17 protein-coding genes are annotated in these 16,890 nt (G+C 69.5%); 8 read left to right on the forward strand and 9 right to left on the reverse strand.

Annotated elements, in window-relative coordinates:
- Nucleotides 1-52: 52 nt before the first annotated feature.
- The 5 genes from thiC to QT382_RS17555 are packed head-to-tail and all read left to right on the forward strand — an operon-like array spanning nt 53 to nt 5,576.
- Nucleotides 53-1,921 carry a phosphomethylpyrimidine synthase ThiC gene (gene thiC, locus QT382_RS17535; protein ID WP_289255374.1) on the forward strand — a complete coding sequence of 623 codons (1,869 nt, stop codon included), beginning with the start codon at nt 53-55 and terminating at the stop codon, nt 1,919-1,921.
- Nucleotides 1,921-2,955, forward strand: a complete 1,035-nt coding sequence (locus QT382_RS17540; protein ID WP_289255375.1) for an FAD-dependent oxidoreductase — start codon at nt 1,921-1,923, stop codon at nt 2,953-2,955. Before thiC ends, QT382_RS17540 begins: the two co-directional genes overlap by 1 nt.
- On the forward strand, nt 2,952-3,176 hold the full coding sequence (gene thiS, locus QT382_RS17545) for a sulfur carrier protein ThiS (RefSeq protein ID WP_289255376.1): 225 nt from the start codon (nt 2,952-2,954) through the stop codon (nt 3,174-3,176). The genes QT382_RS17540 and thiS overlap by 4 nt, the downstream gene beginning before the upstream one ends.
- A 1-nt stretch (nt 3,177) precedes the next feature.
- The gene (locus tag QT382_RS17550) at nt 3,178-3,984 is read left to right on the forward strand and encodes a thiazole synthase (RefSeq protein ID WP_289255377.1); all 807 of its coding nucleotides are present in this window, start codon (nt 3,178-3,180) and stop codon (nt 3,982-3,984) included.
- Nucleotides 3,981-5,576 (forward strand): bifunctional hydroxymethylpyrimidine kinase/phosphomethylpyrimidine kinase, encoded by a 1,596-nt coding sequence (locus QT382_RS17555; protein WP_289255378.1) that lies wholly within the window; start codon nt 3,981-3,983, stop codon nt 5,574-5,576. Before QT382_RS17550 ends, QT382_RS17555 begins: the two co-directional genes overlap by 4 nt.
- Nucleotides 5,577-5,591: 15 nt before the next feature.
- Here the strand turns inward: QT382_RS17555 and QT382_RS17560 are convergent, their stop codons facing one another.
- Genes QT382_RS17560 through QT382_RS17570 form a run of 3 tightly spaced genes read right to left on the reverse strand, consistent with a single transcriptional unit; the run spans nt 5,592 to nt 6,913 of the window.
- On the reverse strand, nt 5,592-6,110 hold the full coding sequence (locus QT382_RS17560) for a 2'-5' RNA ligase family protein (protein WP_289255379.1): 519 nt from the start codon (nt 6,108-6,110) through the stop codon (nt 5,592-5,594).
- The gene (locus QT382_RS17565; protein WP_289255380.1) at nt 6,103-6,531 is read right to left on the reverse strand and encodes a VOC family protein; all 429 of its coding nucleotides are present in this window, start codon (nt 6,529-6,531) and stop codon (nt 6,103-6,105) included. Before QT382_RS17565 ends, QT382_RS17560 begins: the two co-directional genes overlap by 8 nt.
- A 10-nt stretch (nt 6,532-6,541) precedes the next feature.
- Entirely contained in the window at nt 6,542-6,913 is a 372-nt protein-coding gene (locus tag QT382_RS17570) for a VOC family protein (RefSeq protein WP_289255381.1), read from the reverse strand.
- 90 nt (nt 6,914-7,003) lie between these two features.
- Here QT382_RS17570 and QT382_RS17575 point away from each other — a divergent pair, with 90 nt between their 5' ends.
- The gene (locus tag QT382_RS17575) at nt 7,004-9,220 is read left to right on the forward strand and encodes a putative bifunctional diguanylate cyclase/phosphodiesterase (protein WP_289255382.1); all 2,217 of its coding nucleotides are present in this window, start codon (nt 7,004-7,006) and stop codon (nt 9,218-9,220) included.
- Here the strand turns inward: QT382_RS17575 and QT382_RS17580 are convergent, their stop codons facing one another.
- The gene (locus tag QT382_RS17580) at nt 9,221-10,123 is read right to left on the reverse strand and encodes a sensor histidine kinase (protein ID WP_289255383.1); all 903 of its coding nucleotides are present in this window, start codon (nt 10,121-10,123) and stop codon (nt 9,221-9,223) included.
- A gap of 98 nt (nt 10,124-10,221) precedes the next feature.
- Here QT382_RS17580 and QT382_RS17585 point away from each other — a divergent pair, with 98 nt between their 5' ends.
- On the forward strand, nt 10,222-12,321 hold the full coding sequence (locus QT382_RS17585) for a response regulator (protein WP_289255384.1): 2,100 nt from the start codon (nt 10,222-10,224) through the stop codon (nt 12,319-12,321).
- Here the strand turns inward: QT382_RS17585 and QT382_RS17590 are convergent.
- The 5 genes from QT382_RS17590 to QT382_RS17610 form a co-directional block, all read right to left on the reverse strand.
- Complete coding sequence (locus tag QT382_RS17590) at nt 12,284-12,895, reverse strand: response regulator (RefSeq protein WP_289255385.1); 612 nt, start codon at nt 12,893-12,895, stop codon at nt 12,284-12,286. The genes QT382_RS17585 and QT382_RS17590 overlap by 38 nt on opposite strands.
- A 153-nt stretch (nt 12,896-13,048) precedes the next feature.
- Nucleotides 13,049-14,290: a serine hydrolase domain-containing protein gene (locus QT382_RS17595; RefSeq protein WP_289255386.1), complete on the reverse strand. Its 1,242-nt coding sequence runs from the start codon at nt 14,288-14,290 to the stop codon at nt 13,049-13,051.
- Between the two features lie 9 nt (nt 14,291-14,299).
- On the reverse strand, nt 14,300-14,551 hold the full coding sequence (locus QT382_RS17600) for a helix-turn-helix transcriptional regulator (protein ID WP_289255387.1): 252 nt from the start codon (nt 14,549-14,551) through the stop codon (nt 14,300-14,302).
- On the reverse strand, nt 14,548-15,168 hold the full coding sequence (locus QT382_RS17605) for a hypothetical protein (RefSeq protein ID WP_289255388.1): 621 nt from the start codon (nt 15,166-15,168) through the stop codon (nt 14,548-14,550). The genes QT382_RS17600 and QT382_RS17605 overlap by 4 nt, the downstream gene beginning before the upstream one ends.
- An 86-nt stretch (nt 15,169-15,254) precedes the next feature.
- The gene (locus tag QT382_RS17610; protein WP_289255389.1) at nt 15,255-15,695 is read right to left on the reverse strand and encodes a MerR family transcriptional regulator; all 441 of its coding nucleotides are present in this window, start codon (nt 15,693-15,695) and stop codon (nt 15,255-15,257) included.
- A gap of 56 nt (nt 15,696-15,751) precedes the next feature.
- Between QT382_RS17610 and QT382_RS17615 the strand changes: the two genes are divergently transcribed.
- Nucleotides 15,752-16,810 (forward strand): MBL fold metallo-hydrolase, encoded by a 1,059-nt coding sequence (locus QT382_RS17615; RefSeq protein WP_289255390.1) that lies wholly within the window; start codon nt 15,752-15,754, stop codon nt 16,808-16,810.
- The last annotated feature ends 80 nt before the right edge of the window (nt 16,811-16,890 follow it).

Below are 16,890 nucleotides of genomic sequence, written 5' to 3' on the forward strand. Positions count from 1 at the left end.
CACCACCGGCTCCAGGCCGGCCTCCGGAGATTGACCATCCACCGGAGGAGCCATGAGCGACAAGAACGACCAACCGACCACCACCGAACTGCTGCAGCGCAGCCGCAAGCCGCTGCCCGCCTCGACCAAGGACTGGCTGCACGGCCGCCTGTTCCCCGGGCTGCGCGTGCCGCAGCGGCGCATAGCGCTGACCAATGGCGAGCAGGTCTGCGTCTACGACAGCTCGGGCCCCTACACCGACCCGGAAGCCAGCATCGACGTGCGCCAGGGTCTGCCCACGCCACGCGCCGCCTGGATAGCCGAGCGCGGCGACACCGAAGCCTACGAAGGCCGCCAGATCGCCCTGCTCGACGACGGCCTGCGTGAAGCCGCCCAGCAGCAGGCCTTGCGTGCCGAGAGCGCCGGCCTGCAGCGCCAGCCGCGCCGCGCCAAGGCCGGCACACACGTCAGCCAGCTGCACTACGCGCGCCGCGGCATCGTCACGGCCGAGATGGAATACGTGGCGATCCGCGAGAACCAGAAGCTGGAATGGATGCGCGAGTACAAGCAGGACGCCGAGCGCGAGCAGCGCCTGCACGGCGACTCGCGCGGCGCCGCCATCCCCGAGCTGATCACGCCCGAGTTCGTGCGCGACGAGATCGCCCGCGGCCGCGCCATCATCCCGGCCAACATCAATCACCCGGAGCTGGAGCCGATGATCATCGGCCGCAACTTCCTGGTGAAGGTCAACGCCAACATCGGCAACTCGGCCGTCACCTCGAGCATCGAGGAAGAGGTCGAAAAGCTGGTCTGGGCCACGCGCTGGGGCGCCGACACGGTGATGGATCTTTCCACCGGCCGCAACATCCACACGACCCGCGACTGGATCCTGCGCAACAGCCCGGTACCGATTGGCACGGTGCCGATCTACCAGGCGCTGGAGAAGGTGGGCGGCGTGGCTGAGGAGCTCTCGTGGCCACTGTTCCGCGACACCTTGATCGAGCAGGCCGAGCAAGGCGTCGACTACTTCACCATTCACGCCGGCCTGCGCCTGGCCCATGTGCCGCTGACCGTGAAGCGCCGCACCGGCATCGTCTCGCGCGGCGGCTCCATCCTGGCCAAGTGGTGCATAGCCCATCACCGCGAGAACTTCCTCTACACCCACTTCGAGGAGATCTGCGAAATCATGCAGGCCTTTGACATCAGCTTCTCGCTGGGCGATGGCCTGCGCCCGGGTTCGCTGGCCGATGCCAACGACGAGGCCCAGTTCGCCGAGCTGCACACGCTGGGCGAGCTGACCAAGATTGCCTGGAAGCACGAGGTGCAGACCATGGTCGAAGGCCCCGGCCATGTGCCCATGCACCTGATCCAGGCCAATATGGACGAGCAGCTCAAGCACTGCGACGAGGCGCCGTTCTATACGCTGGGTCCGCTGACCACCGACATCGCGCCGGGCTACGACCACATCACCTCGGGCATAGGCGCGGCCATGATCGGCTGGTTCGGCTGCGCCATGCTCTGCTACGTGACGCCCAAGGAGCACCTGGGACTGCCCGACCGCGACGACGTCAAGGCCGGCCTGATCGCCTACAAGATCGCCGCCCACGCGGCCGACCTGGCCAAGGGCCATCCGGGCGCGCGGGCCCGCGACGACGCGCTGTCCAAGGCCCGCTTCGAGTTCCGCTGGGAAGACCAGTTCAACCTCGGCCTGGACCCGGACACGGCACGCGAATTCCACGACGAGACCCTGCCCAAGGACAGCGCCAAGCTGGCGCATTTCTGCTCCATGTGCGGGCCGAAGTTCTGCTCGATGAAGATCAGCCAGGACGTGCGCGAGTACAGCGAGGGCATGGCCAGAAAGAGCGCCGAGTTCCGCGCCGGCGGGGGCGAGCTCTACATCCCGCTGAAACCGCTGCAGTCGCTGAACACAGAGAACGCCTGATGGCCCGCATCGCCATTGCCGGCGCCGGCCTGGCCGGACGCCTGTTCGCCTGGGCCCTGGTCCGGGCCGGGCACGAGGTCGAGGTGTTCGACCCTTCGCCCGGTCCCGCGCCCGAGGGGGTTCCGCGCGCGGCCGGCTTCAGCGCGGCCGGGCTGCTGAGTCCGCTGGCCGAGCAGGACAGCGGCGCCGATGCCGACATGGTCGCAGCGGGCTGGCGCTCGCTGCAGCTTTGGCCGCGCATCTGCGCAGCGCTGCCCTTGCCGGTCCGCATGCGCCGCGAAGGCAGCCTGCTGCTGGCCCACCGCGAGGACCTGGGCGCGGCCCAGCGCATGCTCCAGCATGTGGCCAGTGCCAGGCCGCTGGACGAGGCCACGCTGCGCGAGCTGGAACCCGCGCTGGTCCCGGGGCTGCGGGCCTGGCGACTCGAAGGCGAAGGCTTCATCGATGCGCCCGCCGCGATGACGGCCCTGCACCAGGGCGCCGCCGCAGCTCGCTGGCAATGGGGCCAGGCCGTGAGCGAGATCGGCCCGGGCCGGCTGCGGCTGGCCGACGGCCGCCGCATCGAGGCCGACTGGGCCATCGACTGCCGCGGCCTCGGGGCCCGCCCGGCCCTGCCGCTGCGCGGTGTCCGTGGCGAGATCCTGACCCTGGAATTGAGCGGCCATGGCCTGCGCCGACCGCTGCGCCTGCTGCATCCGCGGCACCGGCTCTACCTGGTGCCGCGCAGCGAATCCACGCTGATCCTGGGCGCCTCCGAGATCGAGAGCGAGGACCTCAGCCCGGTCAGCCTGCGCAGTGCCGTCGAACTGATGGCGGCAGCCCACAGCGTGATGCCGACGCTCGCCGAAGCCCGTATCCATCGGATGGAGGTCAATTTGCGCCCTGCCTTGCCGGATCATCGACCCGCGCTAAACTCCGCCCCCGGTCAGTTGAACATCAACGGCCTGTACCGCCATGGATTCCTATTGGGACCGGCGCTGGTGCAAGAGCTGCTCGTCAGAAGTGGGCTCGGCACCTTGGAGGAGGAAAGATGAGGAAGAGCACCGAGGAGCTCATCGAGATTCGTCTCGATGAGGCGCCGCTGCGCCTGGGCGCCGGCACCACCCTGGCCACGCTGCTTGAGCAGCTGGGCCGCAACCCCATGGCCGTGGCCACCGCCCACAACGGCCAATTCATCCCGCGCGACGCCCGCCATCACACGGTGCTGCGCCAGGGGGACCAGGTCCTGCTGTTCAGCGCCATCACCGGGGGCTGACATGGCCGAGGACGATTTCTTCCGGATTGCCGGCGTGCCCCTGGCCAGCCGGCTGCTGCTCGGCACGGCGGGCTATCCCAGCCCGGCGGTGCTGACCCAGGCCATCCAGGCCTCGGGCACGCAGGTCATCACGCTGGGCCTCAAGCGCACGCTGCAAGGCGGCGACAACGGCTTCGTCAAACTGGCCCTGGAGGCCGCCCAGGCCCAGGGCGCCCGCTTGCTGCCCAATACCGCCGGCTGCCACACGGCCCACGAGGCGGTACAGCTGGCCCGCATGGCGCGTGAGCTCTATGGCACGGACTGGATCAAGCTCGAGGTCGTGGGCGATGCCCACACGCTGCAGCCCGACCCCTTCGAGCTGCTGGCCGCCGCCACCGAGCTCGTGCGGCAGGGCTTCACCGTGCTGCCCTACTGCACCGAGGACCTGGTGTTGTGCCGCCGCCTGCTCGATGCCGGCTGCGCGGTGCTGATGCCCTGGGGCGCGCCGATTGGCTCGGGCCAGGGCCTGGTCCATCTCGCCGGGCTGCGCACACTGCGCGAGCGGCTGCCGGACGCTACGCTGATCATCGACGCCGGCCTGGGCGCGCCTTCGCAGGCGGCCCGGGCGCTGGAGCTGGGCTTCGACGCCGTGCTGCTGAACAGCGCCGTGGCCCAGGCCCGCGACCCGGTCGCCATGGCAGCCGCCTTCGGCGAGGCCGTGCGTGCGGGACGAACCGCCTGGCGGGCCGGCCTGATGGCACCGCAGGACTTTGCCCGCGCCTCGACGCCGGTCAGCGGCCATGCCTTCCTGCTCGGGGACCAGCCATGATCTGGACCCGCGAAAGCCATCCCCCGGTGATCTGGAGCATCGCCGGCAGCGACAGCGGCGGCGGCGCCGGGCTCTCGGCCGACAGCCGCGCGGCCCAGGCCATGGGCGCCCACCTCTGCCCGGTGGTGGCGGCAGTGACCGCGCAGAATTCGCTGGGCGTCAGCGCCATCTGCCCTCTGCCCGCCGCGCAGATCGAGGCTCAGATGGAAGCTCTGGCCGCCGACCTGTGGCCGCGCGCCATCAAGACCGGCCTGCTGGGCTCGGCCGCCGCGGTCGAATGCGTGGCCCAGCTGCTGGACCGCATGCGCCGCGACGACCCCAGCCTCGCCCTGATCGTCGATCCGGTGCTGGGCGCCAGTGCCGGCGGCTTGAGCTTTGCCAACGCCGCCGTGCTGCGCGCCATGCGAGAGCAGCTGCTGCCGCGGGCCACCTTGGTCACGCCCAACCGGCGCGAGGCCGAGCGGCTGCTGGCCGTGCCACACGACACGCACACTGTGCCGGAGCTCGCGGCACGGCTGCGCGCCACCGGCGCCCGCGCGGTCTGCATCACCGGCGGCGACGACCCCAGCACGCCGGGCGGCCAGGAGCTGGCCCTCGACTACCTGGACAGCGAGCTGGCCTGCGGCTGGCTGGCCAGCCCGCGCCTGCCCTCGCCCCATCACCATGGCAGCGGCTGCAGCTTCGCCACCGGTGCCGCCTCGGCCCTGGCAAGAGGCTTCGCCCTGCCCGATGCAGTGTTGCTGGCCAAGATGCTGACCTGGTGCGCAGTACGCGATGGCCATGTGGCCGGCCGCGGCTCCGGCCCGGTGCGGGCGCGGGCCAGCTTCGTGCTGGACCCGACGGCCATGCCGGTGATGAGCTTCGGGCCCGAGATCGACCCGCTGGCCCCGGCCCGATGGCTGCATGTGCTCAACAAGCCCAGCGCGCCCACCGAGCTGGGCCTGTACGCGATTTGCGACACGATCGAACGGGTGGCCGAGCTGGTGCAGGCCGGCATCCCGCAGATCCAGCTGCGCATCAAGGCGCCGCCGGCCGAGGCCGAGCTGGTGGAACAGATCCGCCAGGCCCTGCGCCTGGTCGAGGACAGCCGCAGCCGGCTCTGGATCAACGACCACTGGCGTGCCGCGGTCCAGGCCGGTGCCCGGCATCTGCATCTGGGCCAGGAAGACTGGGCCGCCCTGCGTCCGGACGAGGAGCGCTGGCTGCTGGACAGCGGCCTGGCTCTGGGCCTGTCCAGCCACAGCCTCTGGGAGCTGGCCCGGGCCCGCGGCCTGGCACCCAGCTACATCGCCTGCGGGCCGGTCTGGCCGACGACGACCAAGGACATGCCCTGGGAGCCACAAGGCACGGACAACCTGGCCTGGTGGTCGCAGATGGCCGGGCGGCCGGTGGTCGCCATTGGCGGCGTACTCAACCCCTCGCAAGCCCGCGACTGCGCGGCCGCCGGAGCTTCCGGCGTGGCCCTGGTGCGCGGCCTGGATGCCGAGCTGAGCCTGGTGGACAGCTACCTGAACGCCTGGGTCAGTGGCCGCGTGCTGGCGCGCGGCGCCGTACGGCCGCCGCGACCCAGCCTGGCCTCGGAAACGGTCTAGGTCCGGGGCAGGCGCTCAGCTTGCCCCCAAGGCATGGCAGGCCAGCTCGCGCCAGCGGCCGGCGCCACGCTGCTCTATCAGCCGCAGCCGGTCGAGCCGGATGGGAAGCCGGTCCGGCAGCAGGGGCAGCGCCTGCGCAAGGGCGCTGGCCGAAGGCGCCGGGTTGCGTGGGTGGGCCAGCGTGAGATGGGCCTGCTGCTCCCGCGCCGGCTCGCGTCCCAGCAGCTGGCTGCGCAGACGGGCAAAGGCCTCCGCACCTTGCACGCAGGGCAGCAGCCAGCCAGTCTCATGGAATTGCCTGGGCGCGCCCAGCACCAGGTCCAGCACCGGGAAATCGGCGCCGGCCGACAGCTGCTGCAGCAGGCCGTCGGGCTCGGCCAGGTCGCCCAGCTCATCCTCGCGGCATAGCGTCAGGTGCGCAGGGATCAGGGACTGCTGCAGCGGATCGAGCAGGCCGCGCGCCCGCTCGACCAGCAGGGTCTCGGGACCGGACAGGTACAGGCTCAGCTGTCGCCGCAGGGCGGCCTCAGGCATCACCGGGCTTCCAGCTGCCGTCGGCCGTCCCATCGGGGCTGGCCAGCACGATCTTGTAGCCATTGGGGTCGCGCAGCCAGACTTCCCAGTGGTTGGGGCCGCCGTCGCAGTCCGGTGGATTGCGGTGGCGGCCCAGCAGCACTTCGGCACCCAGGGCCTCGGCGCGGACCAGCGCGGCGTCGAAGTCATCGACCTCGAACCACAGCAGCACGCCGTTGCCGCGCGAGGGCTCGTGCCGCTCGCCAATCGGACCGTGGTGGTGCTCTTCCTCCCAGCGGTGCAGTTGCAGCAGCAGGAGGCCGTCCTTCTCCAGCCGCTCGTAGTTGGGGCCACCATGGGCACTCTGCAGGCCCAGCAGCTGCTGGTACCAGCGGCTGCTGGCCTCGACGTCGTCGCAGCAGATCAATGGCTGGGGTCGCATGGCCCGGCCCTCAGCGATGCTGGTCCACCAGGACCGGGTTGCCGTCCGGGTCTATGACCACGAAGCTGGCCGGGCCGCTGGTGGACTCGTCCGCCTCGGTCATCAGCGTCACGCCCTGGGCCTTGAGGCTGCGCTGCAGCTCGCGGACGTCGGTGAACTCGGCGAGCGGTTGGGCGTCCTGGTCCCAGCCCGGGTTGAAGGTCAGCATGTTCTTCTCGAACATGCCCTGGAACAGGCCGATCACATGGGGGCCGTTCTTGAGGATCAGCCAGCCCTGGGCCGCATTGCCGCCCCAGGCCTGGAAACCGAGCTTGGCGTAGAAGGCCTGCGAGGCCGCCAGGTCCTTGACCGCCAGGCTGATCGAGAAAGCGCCGAGTTGCATGAAATTCCCCGCGATGGCCATTGGAGCGCGGAGCATGACACAGCAGGTCGGCTACGGCACACTGGGGCGCTGCGAAAGGAGCCCGCAGCCATGGCCGACAACGAGCGCATCCTGCTGATCGACACCGACGAAGACGAGGCCGCTGCCGGGCCGGTGCTGCCCCCCTGGCGCGTGCTCGTGGTCGACGACGACGACGAGGTGCACCAGGCCACGCGCTATTCGTTGCGCCGCACCGAGATCATGGGCCGGCCGCTGGAGCTGGTCCACACGCATTCAGGCGGCGAGACCGAGGCCCTGCTTGAGCGGGACCGTGACTTCTCGCTGATCCTGCTCGATGTGGTGATGGAGAGCCCGCAGGCCGGGCTCAACCTGGTGCAGTACATCCGCGAACACTGCGGCATGAACGAGGCGCGCATCATCCTGCGCACCGGCCAACCGGGCTTCGCTCCCGAACTGCCCATCATCCAGGCCTACGACATCAATGATTACCGGACCAAGTCCGAACTGACGCAGACCCGTTTGATCACGGCCGCCACGGCGGCGCTGCGCTCCTACAACCAGATCCGCACCATCGCGGAGAGCCGGCGCGGACTGGAGATGATCGTGCGCTCGGCCGCCGACCTGATGGAGCGCCACGCCATGCTCAGCTTCGCCGAGGGCGTGCTCACCCAACTGGCCGCTCTGCTGGGCTTGCCCAAGGAAGGCATAGTCTGCGCCCACCGCGGCCGGCCCGAGCATGGCGAGGATGTCGACAGCTTCTATGTGATCAGCGCGGCCGGCCGACTGGCCAGCTATGTGTCGCGGCCACTGGAGGAACTGGCCGAGATCCACATCCGCCAGGCAGTCACCGATTGCCTGAGCAGCCGCCAGCACCAGTTCGCCGACAGCGCCACCGTGCTCTACGTGGCGGCGCGCGACCAGGAGGCAGCCGTCTTCCTGCAGACCAGCCATCCGCTGGAACCGCTGGACCGTCAGCTGGTCGAGGTCTTCGCCACCAACATCTCGGCCTATTTCGGCAACCTCAACCTGATTGCCGAGCTGAACCGGCTGGCCTACTACGACACCCTGACCCAGCTGCCCAACCGGCTTCAGTTCCTGCGTGAACTCGATGCGCAGACCGATCGCCAGGGCCAGGTGCTGCTGCTGCTCGACATGCAGCGCTTCGCCGAGCTGAACAACGGCCTGGGCCACGAGGTCGGCAACGCGCTGCTGATGGCCCTGGCCCAGCGCCTCGACCAGGGCTTCGACACCCGCGTCAAGCTGGCACGCCTGGGCAGCGATGTATTCGGCGTGCTCGGGCCGGCCGCGGTGGTCAATGCCGAGCACATCCAGCAGTTGCTGGCCCAGCCGCTGGAAGTCGGCGAGCATCGCCTGCCGGTGACCGTGACCCTGGGCTGGTATGTGCTGGACGACCATGCAGAAGACGGCCTCACGGCCTTGCGCCGCGCCAGCATCGCGCTGGAAGTGGCCAAGGCCGACCAGCGCCGCGGCGGCCTGCCGTTCAAGGCGGCCATGGAGGCCGGCGTGCAGTCGCGCCTGGCCCTGGTGAGGCGGCTGCGCAGCGATCTGGCGGCGCGCAAGCTTGAGGTCTGGTACCAGCCCCAGGTGCTGCTGCGCGACGACAGCCTGATAGGCATGGAGGCCCTGGTGCGCTGGCCCGACGGCCAGGGCGGCATGGTGCAGAACCCCATGGTCTTCGTCGGCCTGGCGGAGCAGGCGGGCCTGATCGACGAGATGGGCAGCTGGGTGCTGGACCAGGCGGCGCAGGACTGGCGGCTGCTGCAGGACCAGCCCGGCGCACCGCCGCGCGTCAGCGTCAACGTCAGCGTCTTGCAGTTCCGCTCCCAGGGCCTGACCGATCAAGTGCGCAGCCTGATCGCCCGCCATGCCATGCCTCCCGGCAGCCTGGAGCTGGAAGTAACCGAAAGCGTGGCCATGGACGATCCGCAGCTGGTGGTCGACAGCCTGCGCGCGCTGCACGAGGCCGGGGCCCGTGTCGCCATGGACGACTTCGGTACCGGCTATTCCTCGCTATCGCAGCTGCGCGCGCTGCCCATCGACTGCCTTAAGGTGGACCGCGCCTTCGTCTCGCAGATCGGCGAGGCCCAGGGCGATGCCTATGCCGAGACGGTGATACGCCTGGGCCAGCGCATAGGCATGGAAATCGTCGCCGAGGGCGTGGAGACCGAGGCCCAGGCCGTCTTCCTGCGCGACCGGGGCTGCGACGTGGCCCAGGGCTGGCGCTATGCCAAGGCCATGCCGCTGGCCGTGCTGCGCGGCTGGATCGAGGCGCGGCGCACTGCCTAGCTAGGCTGGCGCCGGCCGGTTGTCCGGCGCCTTGAGGGGAAAGCGCAGCTCGAAACGCGTGCCCTCGCCCGGCCGGCTGTGCACCTGCACCTCGCCGGCCAGCGGCCCGGTGGCCAGGCTGTGGACCAGATGCAGGCCCAGTCCCGAGCCGCCCTGGCCCAGGCGGGTGGTGAAGAAGGGCTCGAAGATGCGGCCCAGGTGTTCGGGCGCGATGCCGACGCCGTCGTCGCTGACCGTCAGCAGGATCCAGCCATCCAGCTCGGCGGCCTCGATGCGCACGCTGCCCCGCCCCTTGGGCTCCAGGCCATGGCGCACCGCGTTCTCGACCAGGTTGTTGACCACCTGGGTCAGCGCGCCGGGATAGCTGTCGCATTCCACGCCGCCCGGACATTTCAGCTCCAGGCTCACCGGCTGGTGCCTGAGGCCCGGATTGAGCAGGGCCAGGCAGTCCTCCAGCGCGGTGCGCAGGTCGAAGGCCATGCGGGCTTCGCTGGTCTCGTTGACCGCCACCGACTTGAAGCTGCGGACCAGATTGGCCGCCCGCTCCAGCGAGCGGGCCACGATGCTCGCGCCTTCGTCGACCGAGTTCATGTAGTCGTCCAGGTCGCGGCGGTTCAGGCTGTCGCCGCGCACCTTGCGGTTCATCAGCTGGGTTTCCTGCTGCAGATTGGTCGCGGCCAGCAGTGCATTGCCAATCGGCGTGGACAGCTCATGGGCCACGCCGGCCACCACATTGCCCAGGGCCGCCAGCTTCTCGCTCTGCAGCAGCAGCTTCATCGCCTGCTCCAGCTCGCGACTGCGCTCCTGCAGCTGCTGCTCCAGCCTCCGCACTTGCTGGTTGGCCGCGCCTGACGGCTTGCGCCGCAGGCCCTTGGGACTTGGGGTGGGTCGACGACGCTTCAACACAGGTCCTCCCGCGCGCCTTGGCGGCTTCTCAGGCTGTTGCAATGCGGGCAAACTGACCCGCATTCAGCGTTAGGAGCAAGGCCTCCGCCCTTGGCATGGACGAACAAGATCCCCTGATAAGGCTGCAGCCGGCCGCGCCGACCGAAACCAGCGCTCAAGCGCCCTGGCGCATCCTGGTGGTCGACGACGACAGCGAAGTCCACGCCGCCACCCGCTATGCGCTGCGCCGGGCGCAGATACTCGGGAGGCCGCTGGAGCTGGTCCATGTGAACTCCGAGGCCGAGACCCGTGAGCTGCTCGCGCAGGACCGCGATTTCGCCCTGGTGCTGCTGGACGTGGTGATGGAGCACATGCATTCGGGCCTGCGCCTGGTGGAGCACATGCGGCGCGACCACGGCATGAGCGCCTGCCGCATCATTCTGCGCACCGGCCAGCCCGGCTACGCGCCCGAGATGGAGATCTTCGGCGCCTACGACATCAACGACTACCGCACCAAGTCCGAGCTGGACCGCGCCCGCCTGCTCAGCAGCCTGACGGCGGCCTTGCGCGCCTATGAGCAGATCCAGCGTTGCCTGGCGGCCGAGGAGGCTATGCGTCAACTCAATGCCGAGCTGGAGCGGCGGGTGATCGAACGCACCGAGCAGTTGCGCCAGGCCCGCGATGCGGCCGAAGCGGCGACCCAGGCCAAGAGCGAGTTCCTGGCCAAGATGAGCCACGAGATCCGCACGCCCATGAATGCCATCCTGGGCCTCAGCGACCTCGCGCTGCGCAATGCAGACCCCGGCCCGCGCCAGCAGCGCTATCTCGGCCAGGTCAAGTCGGCGGCCGAGGCCCTGCTGGGCATCGTCAACGACATCCTGGACTTCTCCAAGATCGAGGCCGGCCGCCTGGCGCTGGAGCAGACCGAGTTCGAGCTGGCAGCCCTGTTCGACCAGGTGCTGGCCGTGGTCGGCTTCAAGGCCGAGGAAAAAGGCTTGACCCTGCGGCTCGAAGGCGTGGCCGAGCTGCCGCAACGCCGGCTCGGCGACCCCTTGCGGCTCTCGCAGGTGCTGATCAATCTGGCCGGCAATGCGGTCAAGTTCACCGAGCAGGGCGAGGTCGTCCTGCGCCTGGCGCTTGAGGAGGCCAGCGGCCAGCTGCGCTTCAGCGTGACCGACACCGGCCCGGGCCTCACGCCCGAGCAGCTCGCCCGTCTGTTCCAGCCCTTCGAGCAGGCCGACAGCTCGATCACACGGCGCTACGGCGGCACGGGCCTGGGCCTGGCCATCTGCAAGCAGCTGGTGGAGCTGATGGGCGGCCAGATCAGCGTTTGCAGCGAACCGGGCCGCGGCAGCGAATTCAGCTTCACGCTGAGCCTGGCTGAAGCCGCGGAACAGGCCGCGCTCGCCTCGCCTGGGCCGCAGCTGGCCGAGGACGCCCGCCACGCCGGCCTGGACCCGGCGGCTCTGGCCCGCGTGCGCGGCCGCCGCGTGCTGCTGGTTGAGGACAACGACATCAACCAGATGCTGGCCTGCGACCTCTTGCGGGACATAGGCGGCGTCGAGGTCCAGGTCGCCCAGCATGGCGCCGAGGCCTTGGAGCGGCTGGCCAGCGAGCCCTTCGACCTGGTGCTGATGGATGTGCAGATGCCGGTGATGGATGGCCTCGAAGCCACGCGCAGGCTGCGCGCCCAGCCCGACTGGCAGGCCCTGCCGGTGATTGCCATGACGGCGCAGGCGATCCCGGCCGACCTGGAGCGCTGCCGTGCCGCCGGCATGAACGACCACTTGCCCAAGCCGGTGCGGCCGGACGAGCTGTTCAGGTTGATGGCCCGCTGGCTGCCTGATTCGGGCACGCCCACCGCGCCGGTGCTGGACGACCAGCGGGCGCTCCAGCATTGCCAGGGCCAGGCCGACCTCTTGCAGAAATTCCGCCGCCGCTTTGCCGAGACCCGGCTCGGCGATGCCGAGGCCATCCGGCTGGCGCTTGAGGAGGGCGACCTGGCCAGCGCCTCGCGCCTGGCCCATACCGTGATCTCGACCGCCGCCATCATTGGCGCCGAAGCCCTGGCCCGTTCGGCCCGGGCCCTGCAGGAAGGCCTGGACCAGGGGGAGCGCTCTCAATGGCCGGGTTTGCTGGCGCATTTCGAACACCATCTGGGTGTGGTCGCCCGGGCCCTCAGCGCCGCGGGCTCCGGCCAGTCGCAGCCTGCCTGAGCGCCTCGGCCAGCAGGGCCTGGTCTACCGGCTTGGCCAGCAGCTGGACGGCCTCGGGCAGGCGCCCCAGGCGCTCCAGGCTTTCGCGGCTCTGGCTGGACACGGCCACGATGCAGGGCGGCTCGGCCTGGCCCTGCAGCTCACGGATCATTTCCAGGCCGTTCATGTGGGGCATCACCATGTCGGTGATCACCACGTCGGGCCGCGCGCGGCCCACGGTCAGCAGCGCCTGAAAACCGTTCTCGGCCAGCAGCAGCTGGGCGCCCGGCTGGGCGATGCGAACTTGCGTTTCCAGCAACTCGCGGGCGATCGGATCGTCATCGACGACCAGGACGGTGAAGGGCTGGGCCGCGGCTGCCTGCGCCGGCTCGGCCACGCGGCTCGGCAAGGGCAGTCCGGCGCCCTGGGCCGCGACAAAGGCGTCGGCGCTGTCGGCATCGATGCGGCGATGGCCACCCAGCGTCTTCCAGGCCTTCAGATGGCCGGCGTCCACCCAGCGCTGCACGCTGGCCGGTGAAATGCCCAGCAAGCGCGCGGCTTCAACCGTGGTGTAGGAGCGGGGACGTTCGGCCATTTCAATCAATCAATTCCTGCGAAACCAGAGCGACTCTACTCCAGGGCTGCGCCTTTTGAGCAATTTTGCGCTAGGGAACCGACCCTATCCGGCCCATTTCAGGAATCTTGCGGCCACTATGGCTGCTTTGATCGATTCTCTGGCGCGCTGCCGCTAGCGGCGCTTGCGGGCTTCGGCCAGGAACAGCTCGGTCAGCCGCGTCGCCTCGGGCGCCAGCACGTCCAGGTTCTCCTGGCCCTTGTTCATCATCACCGACACCACCATCCGGTGCTCCGGATAGACCGCGAAGTACGAGGTGCTGCCCACCGCCGTGCCATGGTGGCTGAGCATGGGCGTGCGCAGCTGGCCCTGCAGCAGCTCGCGCTGAGGCGCGACGCGGATGCCCAGGGCATAGCCCTGCGGGTTGGGGCTGCCGTCGGCCAGCTTCTGCGGCAGGGTCAGCTGGGCTCGCGTGGCGGCGTCGAGCAGGCGGCCTTCTTCCATCCAGGCCCGGCCCAGCAGCAGCATGTCCGCGGGCGTGGAAAGCAGGCCGCCCGAGGGGTAGCGGATGCTGTTGTCGACCGGGTCCGAGCGCTTGTAGCGATGCTCGGTCACCTCGTAGAAGCCTGCCCGCGCCGGATCGGCCGCGTCCCTGATATCGAGCCGGCTGCGGCTCATGCCCAGCGGCTTGAACACCGCCTCGTCCAGCAACTCGCCATAGGGCTTGCCGGCCGCGGCCTCGAGCACGGCGCCGACCAGGTTGCTGCCATAGCTGCTGTAGCGAAAACCACTGCCGGGCGCGAACAGCAGCGGGCGCTGATCGAAGACGCCAAGCGCCTCGCGCACGCCGTCGAAATGGCGCTGGTTGCGGTGTTCCCAGATCGGGAAGCACAGGCACAGGCCGTAGTCGGGCACGCCGGCCCGGTGGCTGACCGCCAGGCGAGGCGTGACGGCGTCATAGTGCGATGGCAACTCGGGCAGGTACGCGCGGACCGGCTTGTCGATATCGACGCGGCCCTGCTGCATCAGCACGCCCATCGCCATCGCCGTGGCCGCCTTGGAGCTGCTGCCTATGCGGAAGCGGGTCTCCAGGTCGGCGGCCCGGCCGCTCTCGATGTCGGCCAGGCCGATGGCGCCGGCCCAGACCGGTTCACCGTCGACCATCACGGCCGCCGACAAGGCTGGCGCATCCAGGCGCTGGCGGACGTCGGCGAGCAGCGCATCGGCCTGCGCCGCCGTGCCGCTCCAGGCCGGCATGGAGCGACTGCTGGCTTGGGCTTGTTGCTCCGGCAGGGGCTGCCAGCCGCTACTCCAGGTCAGAACCGGCTCGAACATCCGGAACAGGGCCCAGGCCAGGCAGGCGACAGCGATTCCCAGCGGCGCCCGGTAGCGCCACTGCTTGGGTAGCAGCGTCATGGGGATTCCTTAGAGAGGAGGCGGCGCACCGTCGCGCCAGAAGAAGACCTCGTCGACCTTGCGGCCGAACACGTGGCACAGGCGCATCGCCAGCTCCAGCGACGGCGCATAGCGGCCGCCCTCGAGCGCGACTATGGTCTGGCGCGTCACGCCCACGGCGCGGGCCAGCGCTTCCTGACTCATCTCGCCGTGCTCGAAGCGCAGGCGGCGCAGCAGGTTGTCCACCGGCGTGGCCGGTGGCGGCTTGGGGGCGGCGCTCATGCCTCGGCCTCGCGTTGCGCCTCTAGCCTTGCTTCTAGCCCGTACAGCCGCAGCTGCGCGGCCTCGTGGACGACGCAGGCCAGGGTCAGCAGCAGGATCAAGAGATGAGCGATCAGCGGCTGGTTGAAGCCGGCCACCGGCGTGCGCTCGCCAAAGCCCAAGGCCAGGATCAGCATCACCAGCAGAGCGGTCAGCGCGTGCCAGGCGGTGCGCAGGGCCGCGGCCTGGAACAGGCGGTCGCGCTCATCGCGCAGCGGCTGCGGATCCCGGGCGATCTGCCAGCTCAGCAAGGCGCCGAGGATCAGGGTCCAGCTGTCCACCGCCAAGGCATGGCCGCGCAGGCTGTGCATGTCCAGCTGCGGACCCAGGCGCCAGAGCAGGCCGCCCAGATGGCCCGCCAGCAGGCTGTAGCTGGCCAGCCCGTGCCAGCAAGCCCGCTCCACGGACCCGGGACCCTGCGGGCTGCGCTGCCAATGGCGACGGGCCAGCACGGCGCTGGACAGCATCAGGGCCAGGCCCAGCAGACCGGGCCGCAGCGGCAGCCAGCTCAAGAGCTCGCTGGCCAGCAGGGCGCCGAGCAAACAACTCCCCAGGGCCAGGGCAAGAATCAGGATCATATGTCTGGTCAACCGGATTAAATGTCCGGTTTACTTTACATACAAACTTGCGTCTCTGGCAAGCGGGGCAACGAAGGGAAAACGAATCAGGCCTTGGCGGCGGCCTGCTTCAACAGCGCCTGGCAGCGCTCCTCATGCTGGCTGATCTCGGCCAGCGTGACCTCGATATCGTCCAGCTGCTGCTGCAGTTGGCGCTTGTGCTGGTCCAGGATGCCGAGGAAGGCCTTGAGCTGGGGCACGGCGCCGCCCTCGGCGTCGTACATGTCGACCAGCTGCTTGACCTCCTGCAGCGACAGGCCCAGGCGCTTGCCGCGCAGGGTCAGCTTGAGGCGGGTGCGGTCGCGGTGGCTGTAGACGCGGTTGCGGCCGGCGCGGGCCGGTTCCAGCAGGCCCATGTCCTCGTAGAAGCGGATCGCGCGCGGCGTGATGTCGAACTCGGCCGCCAGTTCGGTGATGGTGAACAGCCGGCCCTGGCCATCCGGGAGGGCGTTGGACGGCGAGCGGGACAAACGGGACGCGGGGGGCATGGCTACACTGGCCTGACTCACGTTGACGTAAACGTAAGTCTAAGTCAGGCAGGACCATGGCCAATCCGCGCGAACACGAACTCCACTATCCGCTGGGCGATGCCCTGCCCGCCCCAGGCCAGGTGCTGGACCTGCTGCCTGGCGTGCGCTGGGTCCGCATGGGCCTGCCCTTTGCGCTGGACCACATCAACCTCTGGCTGCTGCGCGACGAGATCGATGGGCGGCCCGGCTGGACCGTGGTCGATTGCGGCATCCACAGCGACGCGACGATAGCGAACTGGGAGCAGGTGTTTGCCGAGCACCTGGATGGTCTGCCAGTGCTGCGCGTGATCGTCACGCATTTCCATCCGGACCACATGGGCCTGTCGGCCTGGCTGACCGAGCGGTGGCAATGCCGCTTGTGGATCAGCGCCACCGACTACAACCTCGCCCGCGTCGCCAGCAGTTCCACGGTTGGCATGGGCGGCGAGACCGCCGCCGCCTTCTTCGGCAGCCATGGCCTCACCGACCCGGATTCGCTGGCCAAGATCCGCGCCCGCAGCAGCTACTACCCGAGCATGGTGCCCGCCGTGCCGGCCAGCTACCGGCGCTTGCTGGACGGGCTGGAGATCGCCATCGGCGGCCGCATCTGGCGCTGCATGGTCGGCTACGGCCATGCGCCCGAGCACATCAGTCTGTTCTGCGAAGAGCTGGCAGTGCTGATCTCAGGCGACATGCTGCTGCCGCGCATCTCGACCAATGTCTCGGTGGTGGACGTGGAGCCCGAGGCCGATCCGTTGTCGCTGTACCTGGCCTCGCTGCAAAGGCTGCTGCCGCTGCCCGAGAACACCCTGGTCCTGCCCTCGCATGGCAAGCCCTTCCGTGGCCTGCATGCACGCGTCGATCAGTTGCAGGAGCACCATCGCGAGCGCCTGGAAGAAGTGATGCAGGCCTGCGCCGCCAAGCCCTGCCACGCGGCCGAGCTGCTGGAGCTGCTGTTCAAGCGCAAGCTGGACCTGCACCAGACCACGTTCGCGATGGGTGAGTCGGTGGCGCACCTGAATGCGCTTTGGCGGGCACAAAAACTGAAACGCCGTCTGGAGGCAGACGGCGTGTATCGATTCAGTCCGGTTTGAGGAATTCGCCGCCGGCATCCCTGCGCCGGCGGCGTTTCCATTCTTGGCGCATCTGCCTGCATGGGCGGATGCTTCGTGAT

The sequence above is a fragment of the Pelomonas sp. SE-A7 genome, assembly GCF_030345705.1.
Classification (GTDB): domain Bacteria; phylum Pseudomonadota; class Gammaproteobacteria; order Burkholderiales; family Burkholderiaceae_C; genus JAUASW01.